Annotated in this window: 20 protein-coding genes; 11 read left to right on the top strand and 9 right to left on the bottom strand. The window is 64.7% G+C overall.

Going from position 1 to position 22,283, the window contains the following annotated elements:
* Positions 1-3 precede the first annotated feature (3 nt).
* The 5 genes from hisD to Q0330_RS15440 all read right to left on the bottom strand — a co-directional run bounded on the left by hisD (position 4) and on the right by Q0330_RS15440 (position 5,712).
* On the bottom strand, positions 4-1,332 hold the full coding sequence (hisD, locus tag Q0330_RS15460) for a histidinol dehydrogenase (protein WP_299481375.1): 1,329 nt from the start codon (positions 1,330-1,332) through the stop codon (positions 4-6).
* A gap of 18 nt (positions 1,333-1,350) precedes the next feature.
* A complete protein-coding gene (gene ugpC, locus Q0330_RS15455) occupies positions 1,351-2,403 on the bottom strand; it encodes a sn-glycerol-3-phosphate ABC transporter ATP-binding protein UgpC (protein WP_299481372.1) in 1,053 nt (350 codons plus the stop codon).
* Between the two features lie 4 nt (positions 2,404-2,407).
* On the bottom strand, positions 2,408-3,289 hold the full coding sequence (locus Q0330_RS15450; protein ID WP_299481369.1) for a carbohydrate ABC transporter permease: 882 nt from the start codon (positions 3,287-3,289) through the stop codon (positions 2,408-2,410).
* Positions 3,290-3,293: 4 nt separating this feature from the next.
* A complete protein-coding gene (locus Q0330_RS15445; RefSeq protein WP_299481366.1) occupies positions 3,294-4,322 on the bottom strand; it encodes a sugar ABC transporter permease in 1,029 nt (342 codons plus the stop codon).
* Between the two features lie 154 nt (positions 4,323-4,476).
* A complete protein-coding gene (locus Q0330_RS15440) occupies positions 4,477-5,712 on the bottom strand; it encodes an extracellular solute-binding protein (RefSeq protein ID WP_299481363.1) in 1,236 nt (411 codons plus the stop codon).
* 222 nt (positions 5,713-5,934) lie between these two features.
* Between Q0330_RS15440 and Q0330_RS15435 the strand changes: the two genes are divergently transcribed.
* The gene (locus tag Q0330_RS15435; RefSeq protein WP_299481360.1) at positions 5,935-6,984 is read left to right on the top strand and encodes a nuclear transport factor 2 family protein; all 1,050 of its coding nucleotides are present in this window, start codon (positions 5,935-5,937) and stop codon (positions 6,982-6,984) included.
* Positions 6,985-7,045: 61 nt separating this feature from the next.
* Here the strand turns inward: Q0330_RS15435 and Q0330_RS15430 are convergent, their stop codons facing one another.
* Positions 7,046-8,227 carry an ester cyclase gene (locus Q0330_RS15430; protein ID WP_299481357.1) on the bottom strand — a complete coding sequence of 394 codons (1,182 nt, stop codon included), beginning with the start codon at positions 8,225-8,227 and terminating at the stop codon, positions 7,046-7,048.
* Positions 8,228-8,619: 392 nt separating this feature from the next.
* Here Q0330_RS15430 and murB point away from each other — a divergent pair, with 392 nt between their 5' ends.
* Positions 8,620-9,543, top strand: a complete 924-nt coding sequence (gene murB / locus Q0330_RS15425) for a UDP-N-acetylmuramate dehydrogenase (protein WP_299481354.1) — start codon at positions 8,620-8,622, stop codon at positions 9,541-9,543.
* A gap of 6 nt (positions 9,544-9,549) precedes the next feature.
* On the opposite strand, the gene Q0330_RS15420 is transcribed toward murB, so the two are convergent.
* Entirely contained in the window at positions 9,550-10,206 is a 657-nt protein-coding gene (locus Q0330_RS15420; protein WP_299481351.1) for a MarC family protein, read from the bottom strand.
* Between the two features lie 120 nt (positions 10,207-10,326).
* On the opposite strand from Q0330_RS15420, the gene Q0330_RS15415 reads away from it, so the two are divergent.
* From Q0330_RS15415 to recN, 9 genes are all read left to right on the top strand, one after another.
* Positions 10,327-11,160: a glycosyltransferase family 8 protein gene (locus tag Q0330_RS15415; protein WP_299481349.1), complete on the top strand. Its 834-nt coding sequence runs from the start codon at positions 10,327-10,329 to the stop codon at positions 11,158-11,160.
* Positions 11,157-12,029: an NAD(P)-dependent oxidoreductase gene (locus Q0330_RS15410; protein WP_299481346.1), complete on the top strand. Its 873-nt coding sequence runs from the start codon at positions 11,157-11,159 to the stop codon at positions 12,027-12,029. Before Q0330_RS15415 ends, Q0330_RS15410 begins: the two co-directional genes overlap by 4 nt.
* Positions 12,030-12,138: 109 nt before the next feature.
* Complete coding sequence (locus Q0330_RS15405) at positions 12,139-13,062, top strand: D-alanine--D-alanine ligase (RefSeq protein ID WP_299481343.1); 924 nt, start codon at positions 12,139-12,141, stop codon at positions 13,060-13,062.
* Between the two features lie 11 nt (positions 13,063-13,073).
* On the top strand, positions 13,074-14,036 hold the full coding sequence (locus tag Q0330_RS15400; protein WP_299481340.1) for a cell division protein FtsQ/DivIB: 963 nt from the start codon (positions 13,074-13,076) through the stop codon (positions 14,034-14,036).
* Positions 14,037-14,051: 15 nt separating this feature from the next.
* Entirely contained in the window at positions 14,052-15,386 is a 1,335-nt protein-coding gene (gene ftsA, locus Q0330_RS15395; RefSeq protein WP_299481337.1) for a cell division protein FtsA, read from the top strand.
* Positions 15,387-15,607: 221 nt separating this feature from the next.
* Positions 15,608-17,188 carry a cell division protein FtsZ gene (gene ftsZ, locus Q0330_RS15390; protein ID WP_299481334.1) on the top strand — a complete coding sequence of 527 codons (1,581 nt, stop codon included), beginning with the start codon at positions 15,608-15,610 and terminating at the stop codon, positions 17,186-17,188.
* A 231-nt stretch (positions 17,189-17,419) separates the two neighbouring features.
* Complete coding sequence (lpxC, locus tag Q0330_RS15385) at positions 17,420-18,358, top strand: UDP-3-O-acyl-N-acetylglucosamine deacetylase (protein ID WP_299481648.1); 939 nt, start codon at positions 17,420-17,422, stop codon at positions 18,356-18,358.
* 139 nt (positions 18,359-18,497) lie between these two features.
* A complete protein-coding gene (locus Q0330_RS15380; protein ID WP_299481331.1) occupies positions 18,498-19,346 on the top strand; it encodes an outer membrane protein assembly factor BamD in 849 nt (282 codons plus the stop codon).
* 33 nt (positions 19,347-19,379) lie between these two features.
* The gene (recN, locus tag Q0330_RS15375; protein WP_299481328.1) at positions 19,380-21,020 is read left to right on the top strand and encodes a DNA repair protein RecN; all 1,641 of its coding nucleotides are present in this window, start codon (positions 19,380-19,382) and stop codon (positions 21,018-21,020) included.
* Between the two features lie 2 nt (positions 21,021-21,022).
* Here recN and Q0330_RS15370 read toward each other — a convergent pair whose 3' ends face one another.
* Positions 21,023-21,307, bottom strand: a complete 285-nt coding sequence (locus tag Q0330_RS15370; protein ID WP_299481325.1) for a hypothetical protein — start codon at positions 21,305-21,307, stop codon at positions 21,023-21,025.
* A gap of 99 nt (positions 21,308-21,406) precedes the next feature.
* On the bottom strand, positions 21,407-22,282 hold the full coding sequence (gene mmsB, locus Q0330_RS15365; protein WP_299481322.1) for a 3-hydroxyisobutyrate dehydrogenase: 876 nt from the start codon (positions 22,280-22,282) through the stop codon (positions 21,407-21,409).
* Position 22,283 lies beyond the last annotated feature (1 nt).

Here is a 22,283-nt window from a genome sequence, read left to right as displayed (position 1 = left end):
GGGCTACTCCGCCGCTTCGTGATAGGGTGCCGGTTCGCCGTAAGGGACGTTGATCCCGCCATAGCGTCGCACCCGGATATTGCATTGTTCGGCATGACCGACAAAGCCTTCCAGCAGGCACAGGCGCGATCCGTATTCGCCGATCAGGGTCGCCGCCTCATCCGTGGTGACCTTCTGATAGCTGTGGGTTTTCAGGAACTTCCCGACCCAGAGCCCGCCGGTATAGCGCCCGGCCTTTTTCGTCGGCAGGGTGTGGTTGGTGCCGATCACCTTGTCGCCATTGGCGACATTGGTGCGCGGGCCAAGGAACAGCGCGCCATAGGAATGCATGTTCTCCAGATACCAGTCGTCGCGGTCGGTCATGATCTGGACATGCTCATAGGCAAGCTCATTGGCCAGCTCCAGCATCTCCTCATGCGTGTCGCAGAGGTAGATATCGCCGTAATCCCGCCACGAGGTCTCGGCGGTTTCGCGCGTCGGCAGCAGGTCCAGCAGCCGGTCGATCTCGGCCTGGGTGCCGTCCGCCAGCTTGCGGGAAGTGGTGATCAGGCAGGCGGGAGAGTTATAGCCGTGTTCGGCCTGTCCCAGCAGGTCGGTCGCGACCAGTTCGGCATCGACCGTGTCATCGGCGATGACCATCGTCTCGGTCGGGCCGGCGAACAGGTCGATACCGACGCGGCCGTAAAGCTGGCGCTTCGCCTCGGCCACGAAGGCATTGCCGGGGCCGACCAGCATATGCACCGGCTCGATGCTTTCGGTCCCGAGCGCCATCGCACCCACCGCCTGAATGCCGCCCATGACATAGATCTCATGCGCGCCGCCCAGATGCATGGCGGCGACGATGGCCGGATGCGGCGCGCCCTTGACCGGCGGCGCCGAGGCGATGATGCGCGGCACCCCCGCGACCGAGGCGGTCAGCACCGACATATGGGCCGAGGCCACCATCGGAAACTTGCCGCCGGGCACATAGCAGCCGACCGATTGCACCGGGATATTGCGATGGCCGAGGATCACGCCCGGCATCGTTTCCACCTCGATATCGGTCATCGAGGCCCGCTGCGCCTCGGCGAAGCGGCGGATCTGGGTCTGCGCGAAACGGATGTCCTCCATATCGCGCGTGCTGACCTGAGCCATCGCGGCCTCGATTTCCGAGGGCGACAGGCGGAAGCTCTGCGGCGCATAGCCGTCGAATTTTGCCGAAAGCTCGCGCACGGCCGCATCGCCGCGCGTCTCGATATCCTTCAGGGTGGCCTCGACCGTGGCCCGGACCTTGGCGTCGTCCTCGGCCCGCGCCTCGGCGGGTTTGCCGGATTTCAGATGTTCAATGGCCATATCGGGTTCCTTCAGGGGTCAGGCAATGCGTTCGCCGGTTTCGGCGTCGAACAGGTGGCACATCTCGGCGGGGATCGCGGTGCCGACCTCCTCGCCGATCTCGATGCGGAAATCCTTGGGGGCCTTGATGGACACCAGCGAATCGCCGATCCGATAGGAGATCATCGAGGCCTCGCCCAGAAGCTCCATCGAATAGACCGGGGCGCGCAATTCGCCCTCGCCATCCGGTGCCAGGGTCACATCCTCGGCCCGGAAGCCCAGGGTGATCGGGCCGGAGCGGTCGCTGGCAAGTCCGGGCACGCGGATGCCGGGCGCCTCGAAGGTGCCGTTTGCGATCCGGCCATCGACCAGGTTCATGGCCGGGCTGCCGATGAAGCTGGCGACGAAGGTATTGGCCGGATAATCGTAGATGTCCGTGGGCGTGCCGACCTGCTGGATGCGGCCCTTGTTCATGACCACGACGCGATCGGCCAGCGTCATCGCCTCGATCTGGTCATGGGTGACATAGATCGTGGTCGTGCGCAGCTTGTGCTGCAGGTTCTTGATCTGCGCCCGGGTCGAGACACGCAGCTTGGCATCAAGGTTCGACAGCGGTTCGTCCATCAGGAAGACCGTGGGCTTCCTGACAATCGCCCGGCCAAGCGCCACGCGCTGCCGCTGCCCGCCCGAGAGCGCGGCGGGGCGACGCTCCAGCAGCTCGGTCAGTTCGACCATCTCGGCGGCGCGCATGACGCGTTCGTGGTGCTCTTCCTTCGGGGTCTTGCGGACCTTCAGGGGGAAGCGGATGTTCTCATAGACCGACAACTGCGGATAGAGGCCATAGGACTGGAACACCATGGCGATGTCGCGGTCCTTGGGTTCCAGCCGGTTGACCATGCTGTCGCCGATCCAGATCTCGCCATCGGTCACGTCCTCCAGCCCGGCGATCATGCGCATGGTGGTGGACTTGCCGCAGCCCGACGGGCCCAGCAGGACGATGAATTCCTCATCCGCGATATGCAGGTCGAAATTGTCGACGCCGACGAAATTGCCCCAGCGTTTGTTCACATTTTTCAGATGGATCTCGGCCATTGGGTTATCCTTTCACTGCGCCGGCGGTCAGGCCGCTGACAATCTGACGCTGGAACACCATCACCAGCACGAACAGGGGTGCCATCGCGGAAACCGCGGCGGCGACGGCATACATGACCTTGCCCTCCTGCTGGGTGGAACCGAGGAAGCTGTTGATCTTGGGGATCATGGTCTGGTTTTCCTGGCTCAGCAGCATCGAGGTGACGGTGAAATCGTTATAGGCCAGCAGGAAGCTGAACAGGCCCGTGGTCACGACGCCCGGCCACATGACCGGGATCACCGCCAGCCGGAAGGCCTGGAAGCGGGTGCAGCCATCGACCATGGCGCTTTCGTCCAGATCCTTGGGAATGGTCATGAAGAAGCTGTGCAGCATCCACAGCGTGAAGGGCTGGTTGATCGCCACCAGCACGATGATCGTGGTCGGCAGGTAGCCCCAGATATTCATCTCGAAGAAGGGCAGCAGATAGCCCGACACCAGCGTCACATGCGGCATGGCCCGGAAGATCAGCGCCGCGATCAGGATCCAGAAGGTATATTTGAACCCCGACCGTGCCAGCGCATAGCCGCCAAGCGTGCCGAAGGTCAGCGAAATGGTGACGACGCAGAAGACCACGATCGAGGTGTTCAGCACCGCGCGCCAGAACTCCTGCTCGATCCAGGCGCCATGATAGCCGCTGCCGGTGAAGGAACTGCCGGTCTGGGCCTCGGTTGCCGGGCCGGTGAAGGCGTTCATCCAGTCGGTCCGAGAGAAGAAGTCGGCCTCGACCTTGAACGATCCCCAGGCCGTCCAGATGAAGGGGAAGGCGGCAAGGAACAGCCATAGCAGCACGAATCCCGTGGACAGTGCGACGAGGGGCATGGGTTTCCGGTTTATGCTCTGGGACATTGGATCAGCCCTTGTGCTTGAATTCGCGCCAGGTGCGGATCAGCACCGGAGACAGAAGGATCACCACGCCGAAGATGGTCAGCAGCGATGTAGCCGCAGCCGATCCGAACAGCGGGAAATCCCCGGATCGCAGATCGGAATAGATCAGCGTGCTCAGCGAGGAGGCGCTTGCCTCGGCCGAGAAACCGATGACCGGCTCGAAGACGCGGAAATTGTCCATGAGCTGCATCAGCGCGATGAAGGTCGCCAGCGGCATCAGATAGGGAATGGTCACATATTTGATCCGCTCCCAGCGGCTCGCGCCATCGACCATGGCGCTTTCCAGTGTGTCCTGCGGCACGGTCTGCAGACCGGCATAGAAGACCACGAAGGCAAAGGGCGCGCTGTGCCAGACGCCGTACACGAACAGCGTGACCCAGGTCAGCGTGGGCGAGGCTTTCAGCGACAGTTGCGGATCGTTGAACAGCACCTGCAGCGTGGCCCCGATGATCCCGCGCGAATCGATCATCCAGAACAGCACCAGCGCCCCGATCAGCGGCGTCACGATCATCGGCAGCAATGAGAAGAAGATCACCGGCCCCTTCAGCCGCGCCGAGACCGCATTGACCGCAACAGCGATGCAGAAGCCCAGCACGATCACCAGCGGCGTGACGATGAACGTATAGCACAGCGTGAAGATCAGCGCCTTGTAGAAGGGCAGGTTCATCACCTTGTCGAAGAAATCGCCGAAGCCCTCGCTGGCCGCCCATGCGGCGCGGAGTTCCCCGAAGGCCAGGTGGCTGGCATTGGTATAGGTGCCAAGGCCGTTATAGCGGCCCATCGGCTCTTCGGTGCGCAGTTCGGCCATGGCGGCGGCATCGACGCGGGCTTCCGATTTGCAGCCGAAGGGGCCGCAGCTTTCGACCTGGGTCATGATCTGCTGATGTTCGACGAACAGCGATTGATAGGCGACCGAAACGATCGGCACCGCGATGAACAGGATCATCGCCAGAAGCGAGGGCCAGATGAAGGCCATGAACGTCCTGTGGGGCATTGGTTACTCCGTCGGATGTGGCGGCCCTGGTCCTGCGCCCGCACCTGCGCATTCGGGCAGGGGCGGATGCAAGGCGCGCGGGGGGTTCAACCCGCAGGCCGGTTGCGGCGGACAGAAGGGGGCGACCCGTCAAGGGCGCCCCCGTCAAAGCTGCTTATTCGATGAAGCCGGCTTCCTTGGCGGCGGTGGTATAGGCGGCGGTCACATCGGCCAGTGCCTGCTCGGCGCTTTCCTTGCCCTGCATGAACTCGGCCAGGTTGTCGCCAAGCGCGGTGTGCAGAAGCCCCATATAGGGCAGCATCGGATAGGGCCGGGCGCCGCCTTCAAGGTCGGCCACGACGCCGACGGCTGCCGGTGTCGGCTCATAGCCCTTCACCAGCCAGACGGCGACTTCCGGGTTGGCCGCGGCGGTGTCGGGCGAGATCCCGACCATCATCGCCCGGAACGAGGCCTCGGCATCCTCGTCCGAGACGTTCTTCGCGATCACGAACCCGTCCCACCACAGCGCAGCCGAAGGGATGCTGCCGCCATTGATCGTGGGGGCTGCGGCGAATTTCGTCGCCTTGGCCACTTCCGGCACGGCGCTGTCATCGGCGATATACTGGCCGGTGGTCGAGCCCCAGCTGATCTGGATCGCGGTATCGCCCGCTTCCCACATCGGGCGCAGCGAATTGGTGCTGTAGGTGATGAAATCGGGCGACATGTAGCCGCTCATCGCCTTCAGGGTTTCCAGCGTCCTGATGCCGTTTTCGTTGTTGATATCGACCTCGGCGGTGCCGTCCTTGAAGAACTCGCCCCCGGTGCCGAGATAGGTGTTCACGAAGGCCGCGCCCAGATACCAGCCCGACTGATAAGCGACAGCGAGCGGGTTTGCGATCCCGGCATCGCGCAGCTTCTGGCCGGCGGCCAGCATCTCGTCGAAGGATGTCGGCACCTCGATGCCGTTCTCGGCCAGGATATCCTCGCGGTAGAACAGGTGTTCGGCATTGACCATATAGGCGATGGCCATGATCTTGCCGTCGACGCGGATCAACTGGCTTTCCTGAAGATCCTGCCCCCATTTCTCGACATATTCATCCAGCGGGCGCACCAGATCGTTGGTCAGAAGCGGCGTGACCGAGTTGGTCGCGATCATGGCGACGGTGTAATTGGCCGGATTGGTGGTCAGCGCCGGCACCTGAATGTCCTTGTGCTCGGTCGTCTGGTTCTTGGTCACCGTGACGGTGCCGCTGGCGCAGGTCTCGGCCGCGCTTGCGACGACATGCAGTGCCGCGAAATCGTTCGACAGGATGCGCACCGATCCCTTTTCGATCCCGCAATCGGCCATCGCCATACCGGCACCGCCGACAAGGGCGGCAATCGCGACAGAGGCCTTCAGAAATCCGTTCATTCTTCGTCTCCTGTTGAGAACAGCTTCCGCCCCGGGGCGGCAGGTCGGCACCATGACTATGGGGCCGGTCGGAATAATGTTTCTTGTTGGCGAACCGGGCGGAAATAACCCGTCGCAGATTGACGCTAACAAGACTTGCATACGAATGCAATAAAAATTTAGATGGCGAAGATCCGGATTTCGGATCGTCAGAGACATGATCGTCAGGCAGATGGGTGATGCATGGAACGAAAACGAATTCTGGAAGGGTTGAAACGGCTGGCCGGGGCGGGGCCTGCGGGTCCGGGCGAGGCGCTGGCAGATCTTTACGCAAGCGATGCCGAATGGCGCGGCGCGCATCCGCTGAACGAGATGCGCGGGACCGCGGCGATTGCGGAACGCGTCTGGGCGCCGCTTCTGCAGGCCTTCCCGGATCTGGAACGGCGCGACACGATCTTCGTTGGCGGCAGCTATCAGGGCCGGGACTATATCGCAGCACTCGGTCATTATTGCGGCACCTTCGAAAGGGACTGGCTGGGCATCCCCGCCACCGGCGGTGCCATCTTCCTGCGCTATGGCGAGGTGCACGAGCTGCGCGGGGGCCAGATCGTGCAGTCCAATTGCCTATGGGACGTGCTCGACCTGATCCGGCAGGCGGGCTTCTGGCCGGTCGCCCCCAGCCTCGGGGTCGAGGGGATGTGGCCCGGCCCGATCACCTGCGACGGCATCGTGCTTGCCCCGCAGGACCCCGCGCAGGGCGCGGCCAGCATCGCGCAGACGCTGGCCATGCACGCAACGCTGGGGGCCTATGACGATGAGGCGAAAGAGGGTCGCGACGGGCTTCTGAACATGCCGCAAAAGCAGCATTGGCACCCGAAGATGATGTGGTATGGCCCCAGCGGCATCGGCACCGCGCGCGGGCTGGCGGGCTTTGTCGATTGCCATCAACTGCCCTTCCGCACCGCTTTCCCGAATCGCAAGGGCGGCGGCCAATGGGACGAGATCGCTTCCCTGAAGGCCGAACATGGCGGCGGCCATTACATCCGCATCGGCGACGGCCCCTATTCCGTCACCGGCGGCTGGCCGAGCGTCTTTGCCAGACATGCCGGCGGCGGCTTCATGGGCCTGCCGCCGACCGGGCGCGCCGTGACCATGCGGGTGATGGATTTCTACCTCCATGACGAAGGCCTGATCCGAGAGAACTGGGTGCCGCTCGATATCCTCGACCTGCTGTTGCAGATGGGCGTCGACGTGCTCGGGCGCCTGCAGGAACAACTGGGCCTCAGGCCCTGATCCGAACAAAAAAAGCCCGGCGGCATTCATATGCGCGCCGGGCAGTCGGGGAGTCCGGGGTTCAGTCTTCCTGTGCTTCCGCTTGCGGCGCGGGCTGCGCCGCCGGCGTGTCGGCCATCTGCGCCAGCTTCACCTGCATCAGGATCGACAACTCGTCATAGACGCGCCATTCGTCGACGATTTTGCCGTTCTTGTAGTGGAAATGGCTGATCCCCATGATCTGCACATGCTTGCCGGTCGGCTCTCCCAACTCGTGCAGCAGCCCGTAACCGAGGTGATGCCCCTCAAGGATCCAGCGCACCGCGACCTTGGTGCCGCCCTCCTCGCAGGGGGTCGAGCAGATATGCTGCGGTCGGAAGCGCGCATCGGGCAGGGAACCTATGAGCCCCAGCGTCTGATGGGTGACCGCCGCGATCCCGTAAAGTTCGACCATCAGCGGGCCGTGATACTGGCAGGTCTCGGCATAGACATCCTTGATCCGGCCCAGCATCCGCTGGTTCCAGACCGCGTGCAGCCATTGCAGCGTCTCGCGCTCCAGATCCGTGTTGGCAATGCTCAGATCGGCATCCGCATCGGGCGGATATTGCCCCAGCATGCGCCGGTTCTCGCCGATATCGATATTGACCAGCCCCTTGTCGAACAGCCGTTTCGCAACCTTCTCGGCGAAGGCATGGGGGTCCAGCCCGAGCTGCTGGATGATCGCCATCTGGTCCGAGACCACCCATTCGCGATAGATCTTGTTGGCATGGACCATGCAATCGGCGATGGTCCGCGAGACGAAATTGCGACCCGTGGGCGGGCCGTAATGACCATGCTGCGTATGCCGGCCCGAGCCGGTGACCAGATGCGAGGTATAGAACCCGTCCTGATCGTTGCCGCCCCAGATGACATGGGTGGCCATGCCGCGCCTCTCGGGCAGGCTGACCAGGCGCTGGATGGTGTCGCGCACCACATCCTCGCGGTCATAGATCGTGCCCATGGTGCCATAGAGCACGCAGTTATGCGTGTAATGGGTATAGATCAGCCCGATATCGCGCTCGTCCCAGATCTTGTGGGTGCAGCGGATGATGTAATCGACGATATCGGTATAGATGTCGTCGAAACCCTGCATCGGTTGAACCCGCTTGCGGCCGTCGGGAACCAGTTCGATGAAGTCGCGCCGTTCGACCTGCAAGACCGGCTCGGATGCCTGTCTGGCGCCGCGCGCCTCCTCCTTGCCGCCTGTCTTGTCCTCACTGGCCATTCTGCACCTCGCTGACGCTGTTGGGTAAAGCTCTGCCGGGATACTATCGTTACTGCATACGAATGCAAAGAGATTCTGTCGGCGCGATGCGATACTGCGCAAAGCCGGCTTTCGGGCCGGTCTTCCGGTCCTGCCCCGACGCCGGGGCCGGCCCGGTCAGGATGCAGCCCTGTCCCCGAAATCTCGCCTCATGCCGGCATGATTGCGGCCTGTCGTCGTATCGACGGGATATGCACGGGGTATGTACGCGAAATGCACGCAATAATCCCCTCGAAAATCCAGCAATTGCGGGCCGAATCCGCCCTCGCGCCGGCTCTGTTGCGCCGGGCTGCGGACGCTGCCGTTGCGCGCGATGTTGACGCCTCGCGCCGGGCTGGCTACCAGCTTGGGGCATGAGCATCGACCTTCCCACGCCGCGCGGCGCCCTGACCCCTGACCGCCCGCTGGACGGGCTGACCTGGCTGCGCGTCGGCGGCCCCGCCGACTGGCTGTTCCAGCCCGCAGATGCGCAGGATCTGGCCGCCTTCCTCAAGGATCTCGACCCCGCCATGCCGGTCTTTCCAATCGGTGTCGGCTCGAACCTCATCGTGCGCGACGGCGGCATTCGCGGGGTCGTGGTGCGGCTGGGGCGCGGCTTTAATGGCATTGATTTCGCTGATGAAACCGTGATCGTCGGGGCGGCGGCGCTGGATGCGCATGTGGCGCGGAAGGCGGCCGATGCGGGCTTCGATCTGACCTTCCTGCGCACCATTCCCGGCAGCATCGGCGGCGCGCTGCGCATGAATGCCGGCTGCTATGGCAGCTATGTCGCCGACCACCTGATCGACGCCCAGGCGGTGACCCGCGACGGTCGCATGGTGACGCTCTCGCCCCGGGATCTGGGCTTCGCCTATCGCCACAGCGACTTGCCCGAGGGCTGGGTTCTGACCCAGGCCCGCTTCCGCGCGGAACGCGGCGATCCCCAGCAATTGCACGCGAAAATGGAAGATCAACTGGCCAGGCGCGACGCCACCCAGCCGACGAAGGACCGCACCGCCGGCTCGACCTTCCGCAACCCCGCCGGCTATAGCTCCACCGGGCGCGAGGACGACACGCACGAATTGAAGGCCTGGAAACTGATCGAGGAAGCGGGCCTGCGCGGCTATCGCCTCGGCGGGGCGCAAATGTCTGAAAAACATCCGAATTTCCTGCTGAACGCCGGCGGCGCTACGGCGGCGGAACTGGAGGAATTGGGCGAGTTGGTCCGCACCCGCGTCCGCGAAAGCTCGGGCCACGAGTTGCAATGGGAAGTGATCCGCATCGGCGATCCCGCCTGAGACCGGCTAATTCGGTGCCAGCATCTCGCCTGCGCCACCGACCACATTGGCCAGCCCCATGACATCCATGCCGCCCAGGATGGCATCGACCGCGACAGCGGCCAGCAGCATGCCCATCACCCGGCTGATGATGTTCGCTCCGGTATTGCCTATATATTTATAGACCCGGGTCGCCGCCAGAAGCAGCGCCAGGGTGATCGCCAGCACGACCAGCAGGGCGCCGGCTGTAATTAGCTGATCTCCGAACGAATTCTGATGGTTGTCGGTCAGAACGACGACGCCCAGCATGGCTCCGGGCGAGGCGATGGAAGGGATCGCCAGCGGAAAGACCGCGCCTTCCAGGTGGTCGCGTTCGGCTTCCTCGATCTCACGCTGGGGTTTGCTATCGCCGAAGATCATCGTCATCGCGAAGATGAAGAGCACGATTCCCCCGGCGATCTGGAAGGAACCGAGGCGCAGCCCCATCGCCTCCAGCACCAGCTGGCCGAAGAACAGGAACCCGAGCAGCACCGCCGTCGCCACGGCCACCGCGCGGATGGCAAAGCGGCGATGCAGGGCGCGCGGCACGTATTTCGTCGCGAACAGGAAGACCGGGATCGAGCCGATCGGGTCGATGACCACGAAAAGCGTGATGAATTCGCGGAAGATGGTGTTCAGATCCATGCGGGTCCTGTCATCGTGGCGGGCGGGGCTGCTGCCGGGAAGGGTTTGCGGGCGGGCGGTCGCTTGCAGTATCAATCGCGCGCGGCCCATAGCAAGGGCCGCCAGCATGCAGGAGGTCACATGTCCGTCGGTCTGATGCCGGAAGGCCCGCCCGCCAGCCGTTTCGCCTATGTCACGCTGGCTACCAATGCCGATTACGCGCTTGGGGCGCTGGCATTGGTGAACTCGATCAAGGCCACCGGAACCGGGGCCGATTGCGTGGTGCTGCATACCGCCGTGCCCGAGGCCGGGCTGGAACCGCTGCGACAGGTTGGGGCGCGGCTGATCGGGGTGGATCTGCTGGACACCTCGACCGAATTCAACGCCACCCATGCCCGCGAGGCGCTTCACGCCCGCGCGGCATTTACCAAGGGCGTGAAGCCGCCTTTCCATACGCCCCTGGACAATTTCGCCAAGCTGCGGCTGTGGCAGTTGGTCGAATACGAGGCCGTGGTCTTCATCGACGCCGATGCGGTGATGCTGAGGAATTGCGACAAGCTGTTCGCCTATCCCGAATTCTGCGCCGCGCCGAATGTCTATGAAAGCCTCACGGATTTTCACCGCCTGAACTCTGGCGTGTTCACGGCGCAGCCCTCGGCGGAGACGTTTCAACTCATGCTGGACCGGCTGGACCGGCCCGGCATGTTCTGGCGGCGCACCGATCAGACCTTCCTGGAAAGCTTCTTCCCCGACTGGCACGGGCTGCCGGTCTTCTACAACATGCTGCAATATGTCTGGTTCAATATGCCCGACCTGTGGTCGTGGGAGGAGATCCACATCCTGCATTACCAATACGAAAAGCCCTGGCAGGACCATGAGAAGGCCGGGCGTCTGCGCCCGCTGATCGACATCTGGCGCGGGTTCGCGGGGCAGGGGCCGAGGCTGGATATCGCCAGCCTGCCCGCGCCCGCATGAGGGTCGCGGTCACCGGCGGCACCGGGCTGGTCGGGCGTTTTATCGTCAACGGCCTGTTGCGCGACGGGCATGAGGTGACGGTGATGACGCGCAATCCGCCGCGCATGGGTTTCTTCGATGGGCAGGTGGCGGATCTGCCCTACGATCTCGGCGCGGCTACGCCCCAACTCGCGGGGCTCGATGCCATCGTCCATGCGGCCTTCGATCATATCCCCGGTCGCTATCGCGGTGGCGAGGGGGACGACGCGCAGGGCTTCTTGCAGCGCAATCTCGACGGTTCGCTGCGACTGTTCGAGGCGGCGCGGCAGGCCGGGGCGTGGGTCGTCTTCATCTCGACCCGGGCGGTATATGGGCCTCAGCCGGGGGCATTGACCGAGGATATGGAATGCCACCCGGACACGCTTTATGGGCAGGCGAAACTGGCCGCCGAACAGGCGCTGCTGGCCTCTGGCCAACCGGCCACGGTGCTGCGGGCGACGGGTGTTTACGGGGTGCCGGGGCCGGGACAGCGGCACAAATGGGCCGATCCTTTTGACGATTTCGCTGCCGGGCGCCCGATTGCGCCCCGCGCCGGGACCGAGGTTCTGGGCGACGATCTTGCCGCTGCGGTCCGGCTGGGGCTGGCGGGGGCAGAGGGGATTTATAATGTCTCGGACCTGCTTCTGGACCGGCGCGACCTGCTGACTGAGTGGCAGGCGGTGACCGGGATCGTCGGGACGCTGCCCGAACGCGCCGATGCCAGCGGCTATAACGCCATGCGCACCGACCGGCTGGAGGCTCTGGGCTGGCGGGCCGCAGGCCGGGACGGGCTGCGCCATGTCCTGCGCGGGATCGCCGAACAGGCAGGAATTTCGCCCCGAGGCGCATAAGCCCCTTCCCTGATTCGCAATGCTTCGCTAGAATCGCCGGATACAGGCATGACCCGGGACAACCCGGGCGGCGAACCGGACCCGGGATCAACCGGGCAGAAAGGCGAAATTGGCGGGCGAGTCGAGCAGGGCAGCCCCGAAAGTCGCAGTCCTCAAGGGCGGCCCCTCGGCAGAGCGCGAGGTGTCGCTGTCTTCGGGGGCGGAATGCGCCAAGGCGCTGCGGCAGGCGGGCTATGAGGTCACCGAGATCGACGCGGGGGCGGACCTGCCCGCGCGGCTGGCCGAGGCCGCGCCCGATGTCGTCTTCAACGCCCTGCATGGCCGCTGGGGCGAGGATGGCTGCGTTCAGGGCATCCTCGAATGGCTGCGCATTCCCTATACCCATTCCGGGGTGCTGGCCTCGGCACTGGCGATGGACAAGACGCGCTCGAAGCAGGTTTACCGCGATGCCGGGCTGCCGGTGGTCGAAAGCATCATCGTGCCGACCGAGATCGCCCGGAAAACCCATCCGCTGCCGCCGCCCTATGTGGTGAAGCCGAATGCCGAAGGATCGAGCGTCGGCATCTATATCGTGCAGGACGGCGCCAACGGCCCTGCGCAGATCGGCGAACAGATGCCCGAGATGGTGATGGTCGAGACCTATGTGCCGGGGCGCGAACTGACCACCGCCGTTCTGGGCGACCGGGCGCTCGGGGTGACCGATATCGTGACCGAGGGCTGGTACGATTACGACGCCAAATACAAGACCGGCGGCTCGCGCCATGTGATCCCGGCCGATATTCCGGCGGATATCACGGCGGCCTGTCTGGATTACGCGCTGCGCGCGCATCGGGCGCTTGGCTGTGCGGGCCTCAGCCGAACCGATTTCCGCTGGGACGAGGCGCGCGGGTTGGATGGGCTTTACCTTCTGGAAACCAATACCCAGCCCGGCATGACCCCGACCTCGCTGGCGCCCGAACAGGCGGCGGCGGTGGGGATGGATTTCCCCGCCCTGTGCAAATGGCTGGTCGAGGATGCGCTGTGCAGGGCCTAGATCAGGATCATATGCAGGGTTTCTCTCCGCAGCCGACGCCGCCCCGCAAGGGCTGGCCGCGCCCGCAGCAGCCGGCGGCGAAGCCGAAGCGCGATCCGGCGCCGTCGCGGCTGGCCTACCGGCTGCAGCGGATGTGGCTAACGCCCTATTTCCGGCGGCTGATGCGGATCGGCGTGCCGGCCTTCCTGCTGGCCTTTACCGCGTTGCTGTGGCTGTCGGATGACGACCGCCGCGCCAGTCTGGCCGGCGGTCTGACCGGCATGGTCGAGGCGGTGCAGAATCGAGAGCAGTTCATGGTCAAGGTCATGACCATCGACGGCGCGTCGGGGCCGGTCGACAAGGCGCTCAGGATGATGCTGCCGGTGGACCTGCCGGCATCGAGCTTCGATATCGACCTGGATCAGCTGCGCCGCGACATTCTGATGCTGGACGCGGTCAAGGATGTCGAGCTGCGCATCAAGCCCGACGGGGTGCTGGCGGCGACGGTGATCGAGCGCAAGCCGGTCATGCTCTGGCGTCATGCCCGCGGGATCGAGATGCTGGACGAGCAGGGCCATCGCGTCGCTTCGGTCACCGAACGCTCGGTGCGCGCGGAACTGCCGCTGATCGCGGGCGAGGGCGCCGACAAGGCCAGTGCCGAGGCGATCCAGATCTTCAGCGCCGCCGGTCCGCTGCTGCCCCGGCTTCGCGGCCTGCAACGGGTGGGTGAACGCCGCTGGGATCTGGTGCTGGATCGCGGGCAGCGCATCCTGCTGCCGGCCGAGGGCGCGGTGGGGGCGCTGGAACGGCTGATCGCGCTCGACGGGGCCGAGGATCTGCTGGGCCGCGATGTCGCGGTGGTGGACCTGCGTGACGGCACAAGGCCGGTGGCGCGGATCGGAATCAACGCGCTAAACGAGATCCGTGCACTGCGCGGCCAGCCTCTGCTGGGCCCGGATGGGCGCGAGATCCCGCAAAAAGACAAGAAAAGCTGAGGGCGAGGGCGGATGATGAAGGACATCTATCAACAGCAGCGCGCGATGCGGAACATGCGTCAGGCCGCCTTGCAGCGCGGTGTGATCGCGGTTCTCGATATCGGCAGCTCGAAGGTGGCCTGTTTCGTGCTGCAGTTCGACGGCCCCGGCATCTATCGCGAGACCGACGGGGTCGGCCCCATGGCCGGGCAGTCGAATTTCCGTGTCATCGGGGCGGCGACCACGCGTTCGCGCGGGGTGCGTTTCGGCGAGATCGAGACCATGGCCGAGACCGAGCGTGCCATCCGCACCGCCGTTCAGGCCGCCCAGAAGCTGGCCGGGGTCCGCGTCGATCACGCCATCGCCTGCATCTCGGGCGCGCGCCCGGCTTCCTATGGTCTGGCCGGAGAGATCCCGCTGAAGAACGGCAAGGTCGGGCAGGGCGATATCGCCCATGTGCTGGCATCCTGCGAGGTGCCGAATTTTGGGCGCGGTCGGCAGGTGCTTCATGCGCAGCCGGTGAATTTCATGGTCGACGGGCGCTCGGGCCTGATGGACCCGCGCGATCATTCGGGCCAGGACCTCGGCGTCGACATGCATGTGCTGACCGTCGACGGCGACGCCATCGACAACCTGATCCACGTCATCCGCCGCTGCGACATGGAACTGGCGGGCGTGGCCTCTGGCTCTTACATGTCGGCGCTGTCCTCGCTGGTCGAGGACGAGCAGGAACTGGGTGCGGCCTGCGTCGATATGGGCGGGGGCGCCACGGGCGTCTCGATCTTCGTGCGCAAGCACATGATCTTTGCCGATGCCGTGCCGATGGGCGGCGATCTGGTGACCCAGGATATCGCCAAGGGGCTGCGGGTGCCGCTGTCGGTGGCCGAGCGGTTGAAGACGCTGAATGGCGGGGTCGAGGCCACCGGCCGCGACGACCGCGACCTGATCGAGTTGGGCGGCGAGACCGGCGATTGGGAAACCGACCGTCGCTGCGTCAGCCGCGCCGACCTGATCGGGATCATGCGCCCCCGGGTCGAGGAAATTCTGGAGGAGGTCGCGGCCATCCTTGACGCCGCAGGCTTCGACCACATGCCCAGCCAGCAGGTCGTGCTGACCGGTGGCGGCAGCCAGATCCCCGGTCTCGACGGGCTGGCGGCGCGGATGCTGGGGCGCAATGTGCGCATCGGTCGGCCGCTGCGCATTCAGGGCCTGCCGCATCAACTGACCGGTCCGAACTTCGCTTCGACCGTCGGACTGGCGCTTTTCGCCGCCCATCCGCAGGACGAATGGTGGGATTTCGAAATGCCTGCCGAAAACTATCCGGGGCGTTCCCTGCGCCGGGCCTATCGCTGGTTTCGCAACAACTGGTGACAGGCCTCTGAAATCATTGGTAGCGGCGGCTTTCGAGGTCTCCGCTATATCCTGCGGTGTCGGCAAGATACCGCCGGAACCACATGGATTGCCCACAAGATTTTGGGGTTGAATCGTGTTTTTCGGGTGACGTTGGGCACCGGCTTGGGTAGAGTTTGACGAATACGGTGGATTCGGTCGGGCACAAGACCCGGAACGTAGCGATAAAACAGGCGGAAACCATGAACCTCAATCTGATGATGAACGACGACGACGATCTGAAGCCGCGCATCACCGTGTTCGGTGTCGGTGGCGCGGGCGGCAACGCGGTCAACAACATGATCGAACAGCAGCTTGAGGGTTGCGTTTTCGTGGTCGCCAATACCGACGCGCAGGCGCTCAAGCAGTCGAAATCGGAAAGCCGCATCCAGCTGGGTCCGAAAGTGACCGAGGGGCTCGGTGCCGGCGCCAAGCCCGAAGTCGGCGCCCGCGCCGCCGAGGAAACGATCGAAGATATCGTCGATCACCTGCAGGGCGCGCATATGTGCTTCATCACCGCCGGGATGGGCGGCGGCACCGGCACCGGCGCGGCCCCGATCATCGCCCAGGCCGCCCGCCAGATGGGCATCCTGACCGTCGGCGTGGTGACCAAGCCCTTCCAGTTCGAAGGCACCAAGCGGATGCGTCAGGCCGATAGCGGCGTGGCCGAGCTGCAGAAGCATGTCGATACGCTGATCATCATTCCGAACCAGAACCTGTTCCGCCTCGCGAATGAGAAGACCACCTTCACCGAAGCCTTCGCCATGGCCGATGACGTGCTCTATCAGGGCGTCAAGGGTGTGACCGACCTGATGGTGCGCCCGGGCCTGATCAACCTCGATTTCGCCGACGTGCGCGCCGTCATGGACGAGATGGGCAAGGCGATGATGGGCACCGGCGAGGCCACCGGCGAAAACCGCGCCGTGCAGGCCGCCGAGAAGGCCATCGCCAACCCGCTTCTGGACGAGATCAGCCTGAACGGCGCCAAGGGCGTGCTGATCAACATCACCGGCAGCACCGACCTGACGCTGTTCGAACTGGACGAGGCCGCGAATATCATCCGCGACAAGGTCGATGGCGACGCCAATATCATCGTCGGCTCGACGCTGGATCCGTCGATGGAAGGCACGATCCGCGTGTCGGTCGTCGCCACCGGCATCGACGCCGCAATCGAGGAAGCCGCCCCGCCCGCACCCCGTCGCCGGGTCGAGGCAGTTGCACATCAGCCCGAGGTCGAGACCCGGGCCGAGCTGGACGACCTGCCGCCGCGCCGCGCCGCGCCGCCCGTCGCCCGCACCGAGGAGCAGGCCCCGACTGCCCGGATCGAGGACGAGATGCCGGCCCCGGCCTATCAGCCGCGCGAGACGAGCCGTGCCAGCGCCCCTGCCAATCCGATCGGCGACGAGGCCGAGAACTTCATCGCCCCGCGCAGCGGTGCCGCCCCGCGTGGCACGCCGCCTGCCGATGTGCTGGAACGGATGCGCCGTATCGCCGAAGCCCAGCTCGGCGCGGGCGCTCGTGCCCCTTTGGCGCAGGCGCGCAATCCGGCGCCGGCGGCGCCTGCCCGCAATGAAAGCCGCATGGCCGGGCTTGGTCGCATGATCGAGCGCATGGCCGGCCATAATGCCGAAAAGCCCTCGGCAGCGTCGATTGCGGATCGCGTGAACGAACGTGTTTTGTCCCACCGCCCGAGAAATCAGGATGCGGAATTCGACGAGCTGGCCGACGATTCGCAAACCGGCAGCTCGGAAATCCCGGCCTTCCTGCGCCGTCAGGCGAACTGATCACGAGGGCATCCGGGGCCGGTCACGGCCACGTGTGAACGAGATCCGAAGGGCCGCCCCGGGGCGGCCCTTTTTCGTGGAAACGCTGCAATCTGCGGAAATTCTGGTGTTTTCGTCGCCACCATTGTTACAGAGAGTCACAAATCGTTAATTGAGTGGACCGCCCTCTGCGCCTAGGTGGAAGTTACGGGGAAAGTTAATTCCCGGTAAATAATGAACACGGGCAGTACCATGCAGGCGACCATTGCAAGAGTGACAGAGTTTCGGGGTGTCGGACTTCATTCCGGTGCTGCCGTGCGCATGGAACTGGTGCCTGCACCTGCCGGTCATGGTATCGTCTTCGAACGCAGCGACCTGCCGACCGGTCGGAACCGTATTCCGGCGCTCTGGGATCATGTCGTGCCTTCGAAGCTGTGTACGCTGATCGAGAATGATCACGGCGCCCGGGTCTCCACCATCGAACATATCATGGCGGCCCTTTCCGGGACCGGCATCCGCAACCTTCTGATCCGCATCAATGGGCCGGAAGTCCCGATCCTTGACGGGTCGTCGGCGGAATTCGTGGCGGGAATCCTGAATGTCGGTATTCGTGAGCAGGATGCCCAACAGCATGCCATCCGCGTCAAGCGCCCCGTTGAGGTGCGCGAAGGTGAGGCCGTGGCGCGGCTGGAGCCGGCCGATCATCTGGAAATCGACTTTCATATCGATTTCGTAGACCCGGCCATTGGGCGGCAGGAGAAGGCACTGGACATGGCAAATGGCGCCTTTGTGCGTGAGCTGATGGACAGTCGCACCTTCTGCCGCCAATCCGATGTCGAGGCGATGCGCGCCAATGGCCTCGCCCTCGGCGGTTCCTATATGAACGCCGTCGTTGTTGATGGCGACAAGGTGCTGTCGCCGGGCGGGTTGCGCCATCAGGACGAGGCCGTGCGCCACAAGATGCTGGATGCCATGGGCGACCTGGCCCTGGCCGGTGCGCCGCTTCTGGCCCGCTATACCGGCAACCGTGCCGGCCATGCCATGACCAACAAGCTTCTGCACGCGCTGTTTTCGCAGCCTGACGCCTGGGAATGGGAGATCTGCGCCTCTGATCTGGAATGCCGGCTGCCGGGCGCCGGCGTTGCCGCCTATGGCCCGGTCAACGCGCCGGCGCTCACCGCCGTAGCCTGAGCTTGTGGGGCAACCTGCAAGCCCCGGTAAAATCACCACATTGCCATTTTGCGCCCCCTGATGTTCTGTGCTAGGACGACCGGGCTGTGCACGGGCTCGACTCGTTTTTCCGGCGTTAAGTTCTGACAGGCAGGTTTCGATGGTCCGCTTCGTTTCGTCCAAGTCCCTTGTTGCGCTGATTGTGGCGGGCAGTGTTCTCGCTGGTTGCGCGGGGCGCGAGGCGAATGGTGGCCGTGTGCCGGTGGACAATTTCACCGCCGAGGAAATCTACAAGCGCGGCGAATACGAGTTGGAAAACAACCGCAAGCCCGATAACGCGGTTTACTATTTCTCCGAGATCGAGCGCCTTTATCCCTATTCGGAATGGGCGAAGCGGGCGCTGATCATGCAGGCCTATGGTTATCACAAGGCCAAGAAATACGAAGATGCGCGTGGCGCTGCGCAGCGCTTTATCGACACCTATCCCGGCGATGACGACGCGGCTTACGCGAAATATCTGCTGGCCCTCAGCTATTACGACCAGATCGACGAGATCGGCCGCGATCAGGGCCTGACCTTTCAGGCGCTGCAGGCGCTGCGCGAGGTGATCGAGGAATATCCCGACAGCGAATATGCGCGCAGCTCGATCCTGAAATTCGACCTCGCCTTCGACCATCTGGCCGGCAAGGAAATGGAAATCGGGCGCTATTACCTGAAGCGCGGTCACTATACGGCGGCGATCAACCGCTTCCGTGTCGTCGTCGAGGATTTTCAGACCACGACCCATACGCCCGAAGCCCTGATGCGTCTGGTCGAGGCCTATCTGGCACTTGGTCTGGTCGACGAGGCGCAGACGGCTGGTGCAATCCTGGGGTATAACTTCCAATCCTCGCCCTTCTATCAGGATGCCTATGATCAGTTGCGCGGACGTGGCCTGACGGCGACGGTGCAGGGCAATAGCTGGCTGACCAATGTCTATCGCCAGATGGTCCGGGGCAAATGGCTGTGACGGTGCGCTGACGCGCATCCAACGAGGCGGGCGATGCTGCGCGAATTGCAAATCCGCGACATTCTGCTGATCGACCGGCTGGATCTGGAATTCGGCCCCGGCCTGAACGTGCTGACCGGCGAGACCGGGGCCGGCAAGTCCATCCTGCTCGATTGTCTGGGTTTCGTGCTGGGCTGGCGCGGTCGGGCGGAACTGGTCCGCGCGGGTGCCATGCAGGGAGAGGTGACGGCGGTTTTCTCATTGCCTGCGGGTCATCCGGCGCGCGCGGTTCTGGCCGAGGCCGGGATCGAGCCGGGGGACGAGTTGATCCTGCGCCGCGTGAACAGCGCCGATGGCCGCAAGAGCGCCTGGATCAACGACCGCCGCGCCTCGGGCGAGGTGCTGCGGGCGCTGTCGGAAACGCTGGTCGAACTTCACGGCCAGCACGACGATCGCGGGCTTCTGAACCCGCGCGGTCACCGGCAATTGCTGGACGCATTTGCCGGGATCGACCTTGCTCAGATCCGCGGCGAATGGCGCGAGTTGCGCAGCCTGCAGGCCGAAATCGACAGGCTTGAGGCCGAGCAGGAGGCGCGGCGCAAGGAAGAGGAATTCCTGACCCATTCGTTAGAGGAACTCGACAAGCTCGATCCTCAGCCGGGCGAGGATGCGGCGCTGGATACGGCACGGCGCAAGATGCAGGCGGCGGAGCGGATCCGGGGCGATGTGGCCCGTGCATTGCAGGCGCTTGGCGCCGATGGTGCCGAGGGCGCGATGCTGGATGCGACGCGCTGGCTGGAAGGTGCCGCCGATCAGGCCGAGGGGCGCTTCGATGCGCCGCTTGAGGCGCTGTCCCGCGCGCTGATCGAGTTGGGCGAGGCATTCGGCGGTGTCGAATCGGCGCTGGAGGCGATGGATTTCGACCCGTCCGAGCTGGAGCGCACCGAAGAGCGGCTGTTCGCGCTGCGGGCACTGGCGCGCAAGCACGATGTCCAGCCTGACGGGCTTGCCGATCTGTCGACTGAGCTGCGCAACCGTTGGAGCCTTCTCTCGGGCAGCGAGGAACTGCTTGGAGAGATGAGGCACGAAGCCGCTCAGCGCCGGCAATCCTACGAGGCCGCCGCCGATGCGCTCAGCGCTGCGCGGCTGGAAGCGGCGGGGCAACTCGATGCGGCCATGGCGGCGGAACTCGCGCCCTTGAAGATGGAGCGCGCGGTGTTCGAGACCCGGTTGGACGAGGGCGAATTCGGGCCGGAGGGGCGGGATGTCGTCTCCTTCACCGTGGCCACCAATCCCGGTGCGCCGGCGGGGGCATTGGACAAGATCGCCTCGGGCGGCGAGCTGTCGCGGTTTCTGCTGGCGCTGAAGGTCAGTCTCGCGCGCGGCAACGATGCGCTGACCCTGATCTTCGACGAGATCGACCGGGGCGTGGGCGGGGCCACCGCCGATGCGGTCGGGCGCCGGCTGGCGCGGCTGGCCGAAGGGGCTCAGGTGCTGGTGGTGACGCATTCGCCGCAGGTGGCGGCCCTTGGTGCGACCCATTTCCGCGTCGCTAAGGAGGTCGAGGGCGAGATGACCACCAGCCGTGTCCATGCGTTGAACGCGGATGAGCGGGTGGATGAAATCGCGCGGATGCTCTCGGGAGAGCAGATCACCGCTGCCGCCCGCGACGCGGCGCGGGCGCTGATCGGCTGATTCTAGTCGAGGATGCCGTCGACCTTGCGGATGATGGATTGCACGACATTGGTTTTCGCGTCGATGCGGATCAACTGGTCGCCGACCACGGCATAATGGCTGCCCGGCAGTTCGGGACCAAGGCCGTAACGCCCCGGCTCGGTCACGATATGCAGCTTGTCGGCGGGGGCAGGCTGGCCCACGACCACCGCTTGTTCGGCCTGTGCGGATGCGATGTCGGGCAGCAGCGCGGCAGGGCTAAGCGTTGCAAGAGACAGTGTCAGGACGAGGTTACTTGGCAACTTCACGAATAGGCCCAGCGGTTGATGCGGTCTGACGAAACGCAGGGCAGCCGCCCCGGTTCCCCGCCTGGGTCAGATTTTCTTGCGACGGCGGCGCCCCTGGTTTCAGCCTTTTCTGCCCCGATCCGAAAAACGCGGCAGCATGGCCGAGAAGTCGCGCCCGCGCCCGCCTTCCTCCTCGACGAATGTCGCGTAAAGCTGGCGGGCAAGCTGGCCCATCGGCGTGTCGGCATCGACGCCCTCGGCGGCCTGCTGCGACAGGTTCAGGTCCTTCAGCATCAGTTCGGCTGCGAAACCGGGGCGATAGTCGTGATCCGAGGGCGAATCGGGGCCGATGCCCGGTGCCGGGCAATAGGCGTTCATCGACCAGCTGCTGCCCGAGGAGGTCGAGGCCACGTCATACAGCTTCTGCCGGTCCAGCCCCAGCTTGTCGGCAAGGGCGAAGGCCTCGCAGGTGGCGATCATGGTCACGCCGAGGATCATGTTGTTGCACAGCTTCGCCGCCTGTCCCGCGCCCGAAGCGCCGCAATGGATGGCGCGCGCGCCCATGATCTCGAAAAGCGGGCGCATGGTCTCGAAATCCGCATCACCGCCGCCAGCCATGAAGGTCAGCGTGCCGGCAGAAGCCCCCGCGACCCCGCCCGAAACCGGCGCATCCAGCGCGCCGAGACCGGCGGCCTTCGCCTGCTCCGCCACAGCGCGGGCCGAGGCCACATCGACCGTCGAGCAATCGCAGAGCAGCGCACCCTTGCGCATGGCCGGGATCACCTCGGCCGCGACGGCGCGCAGGATATCGCCATTGGGCAGCATGGTGATGACGATATCGGCACCGGCTGCGGCTTCGGCTGCCGAGCTCGCGGCACTCAGCGGGGGCTGCACCGGGGCGACGGTGTCGAAGCCGGTGACCTGATGGCCGGCCCCGGCGAGGTTTCCTGCCATGGGCAGGCCCATATTGCCCAATCCGATGAATCCGATCTTCATG

Origin of the sequence: uncultured Paracoccus sp. (genome assembly GCF_937873615.1) — a bacterium.
GTDB lineage: Bacteria > Pseudomonadota > Alphaproteobacteria > Rhodobacterales > Rhodobacteraceae > Paracoccus.
This window is presented reverse-complemented; position numbering and strand designations above follow the sequence as displayed.

Coding starts and splice junctions, on each gene's coding strand:
- hisD (WP_299481375.1), bottom strand. CDS start 1,332: ATGGCCATTGAACATCTGAAATCCGGCAAACCCGCCGAGGCGCGGGCC.
- ugpC (WP_299481372.1), bottom strand. CDS start 2,403: ATGGCCGAGATCCATCTGAAAAATGTGAACAAACGCTGGGGCAATTTC.
- Q0330_RS15450 (WP_299481369.1), bottom strand. CDS start 3,289: ATGTCCCAGAGCATAAACCGGAAACCCATGCCCCTCGTCGCACTGTCC.
- Q0330_RS15445 (WP_299481366.1), bottom strand. CDS start 4,322: ATGCCCCACAGGACGTTCATGGCCTTCATCTGGCCCTCGCTTCTGGCG.
- Q0330_RS15440 (WP_299481363.1), bottom strand. CDS start 5,712: ATGAACGGATTTCTGAAGGCCTCTGTCGCGATTGCCGCCCTTGTCGGC.
- Q0330_RS15435 (WP_299481360.1), top strand. CDS start 5,935: ATGGAACGAAAACGAATTCTGGAAGGGTTGAAACGGCTGGCCGGGGCG.
- Q0330_RS15430 (WP_299481357.1), bottom strand. CDS start 8,227: ATGGCCAGTGAGGACAAGACAGGCGGCAAGGAGGAGGCGCGCGGCGCC.
- murB (WP_299481354.1), top strand. CDS start 8,620: ATGAGCATCGACCTTCCCACGCCGCGCGGCGCCCTGACCCCTGACCGC.
- Q0330_RS15420 (WP_299481351.1), bottom strand. CDS start 10,206: ATGGATCTGAACACCATCTTCCGCGAATTCATCACGCTTTTCGTGGTC.
- Q0330_RS15415 (WP_299481349.1), top strand. CDS start 10,327: ATGTCCGTCGGTCTGATGCCGGAAGGCCCGCCCGCCAGCCGTTTCGCC.
- Q0330_RS15410 (WP_299481346.1), top strand. CDS start 11,157: ATGAGGGTCGCGGTCACCGGCGGCACCGGGCTGGTCGGGCGTTTTATC.
- Q0330_RS15400 (WP_299481340.1), top strand. CDS start 13,074: ATGCAGGGTTTCTCTCCGCAGCCGACGCCGCCCCGCAAGGGCTGGCCG.
- ftsA (WP_299481337.1), top strand. CDS start 14,052: ATGAAGGACATCTATCAACAGCAGCGCGCGATGCGGAACATGCGTCAG.
- ftsZ (WP_299481334.1), top strand. CDS start 15,608: ATGAACCTCAATCTGATGATGAACGACGACGACGATCTGAAGCCGCGC.
- lpxC (WP_299481648.1), top strand. CDS start 17,420: ATGCAGGCGACCATTGCAAGAGTGACAGAGTTTCGGGGTGTCGGACTT.
- Q0330_RS15380 (WP_299481331.1), top strand. CDS start 18,498: ATGGTCCGCTTCGTTTCGTCCAAGTCCCTTGTTGCGCTGATTGTGGCG.
- recN (WP_299481328.1), top strand. CDS start 19,380: ATGCTGCGCGAATTGCAAATCCGCGACATTCTGCTGATCGACCGGCTG.
- mmsB (WP_299481322.1), bottom strand. CDS start 22,282: ATGAAGATCGGATTCATCGGATTGGGCAATATGGGCCTGCCCATGGCA.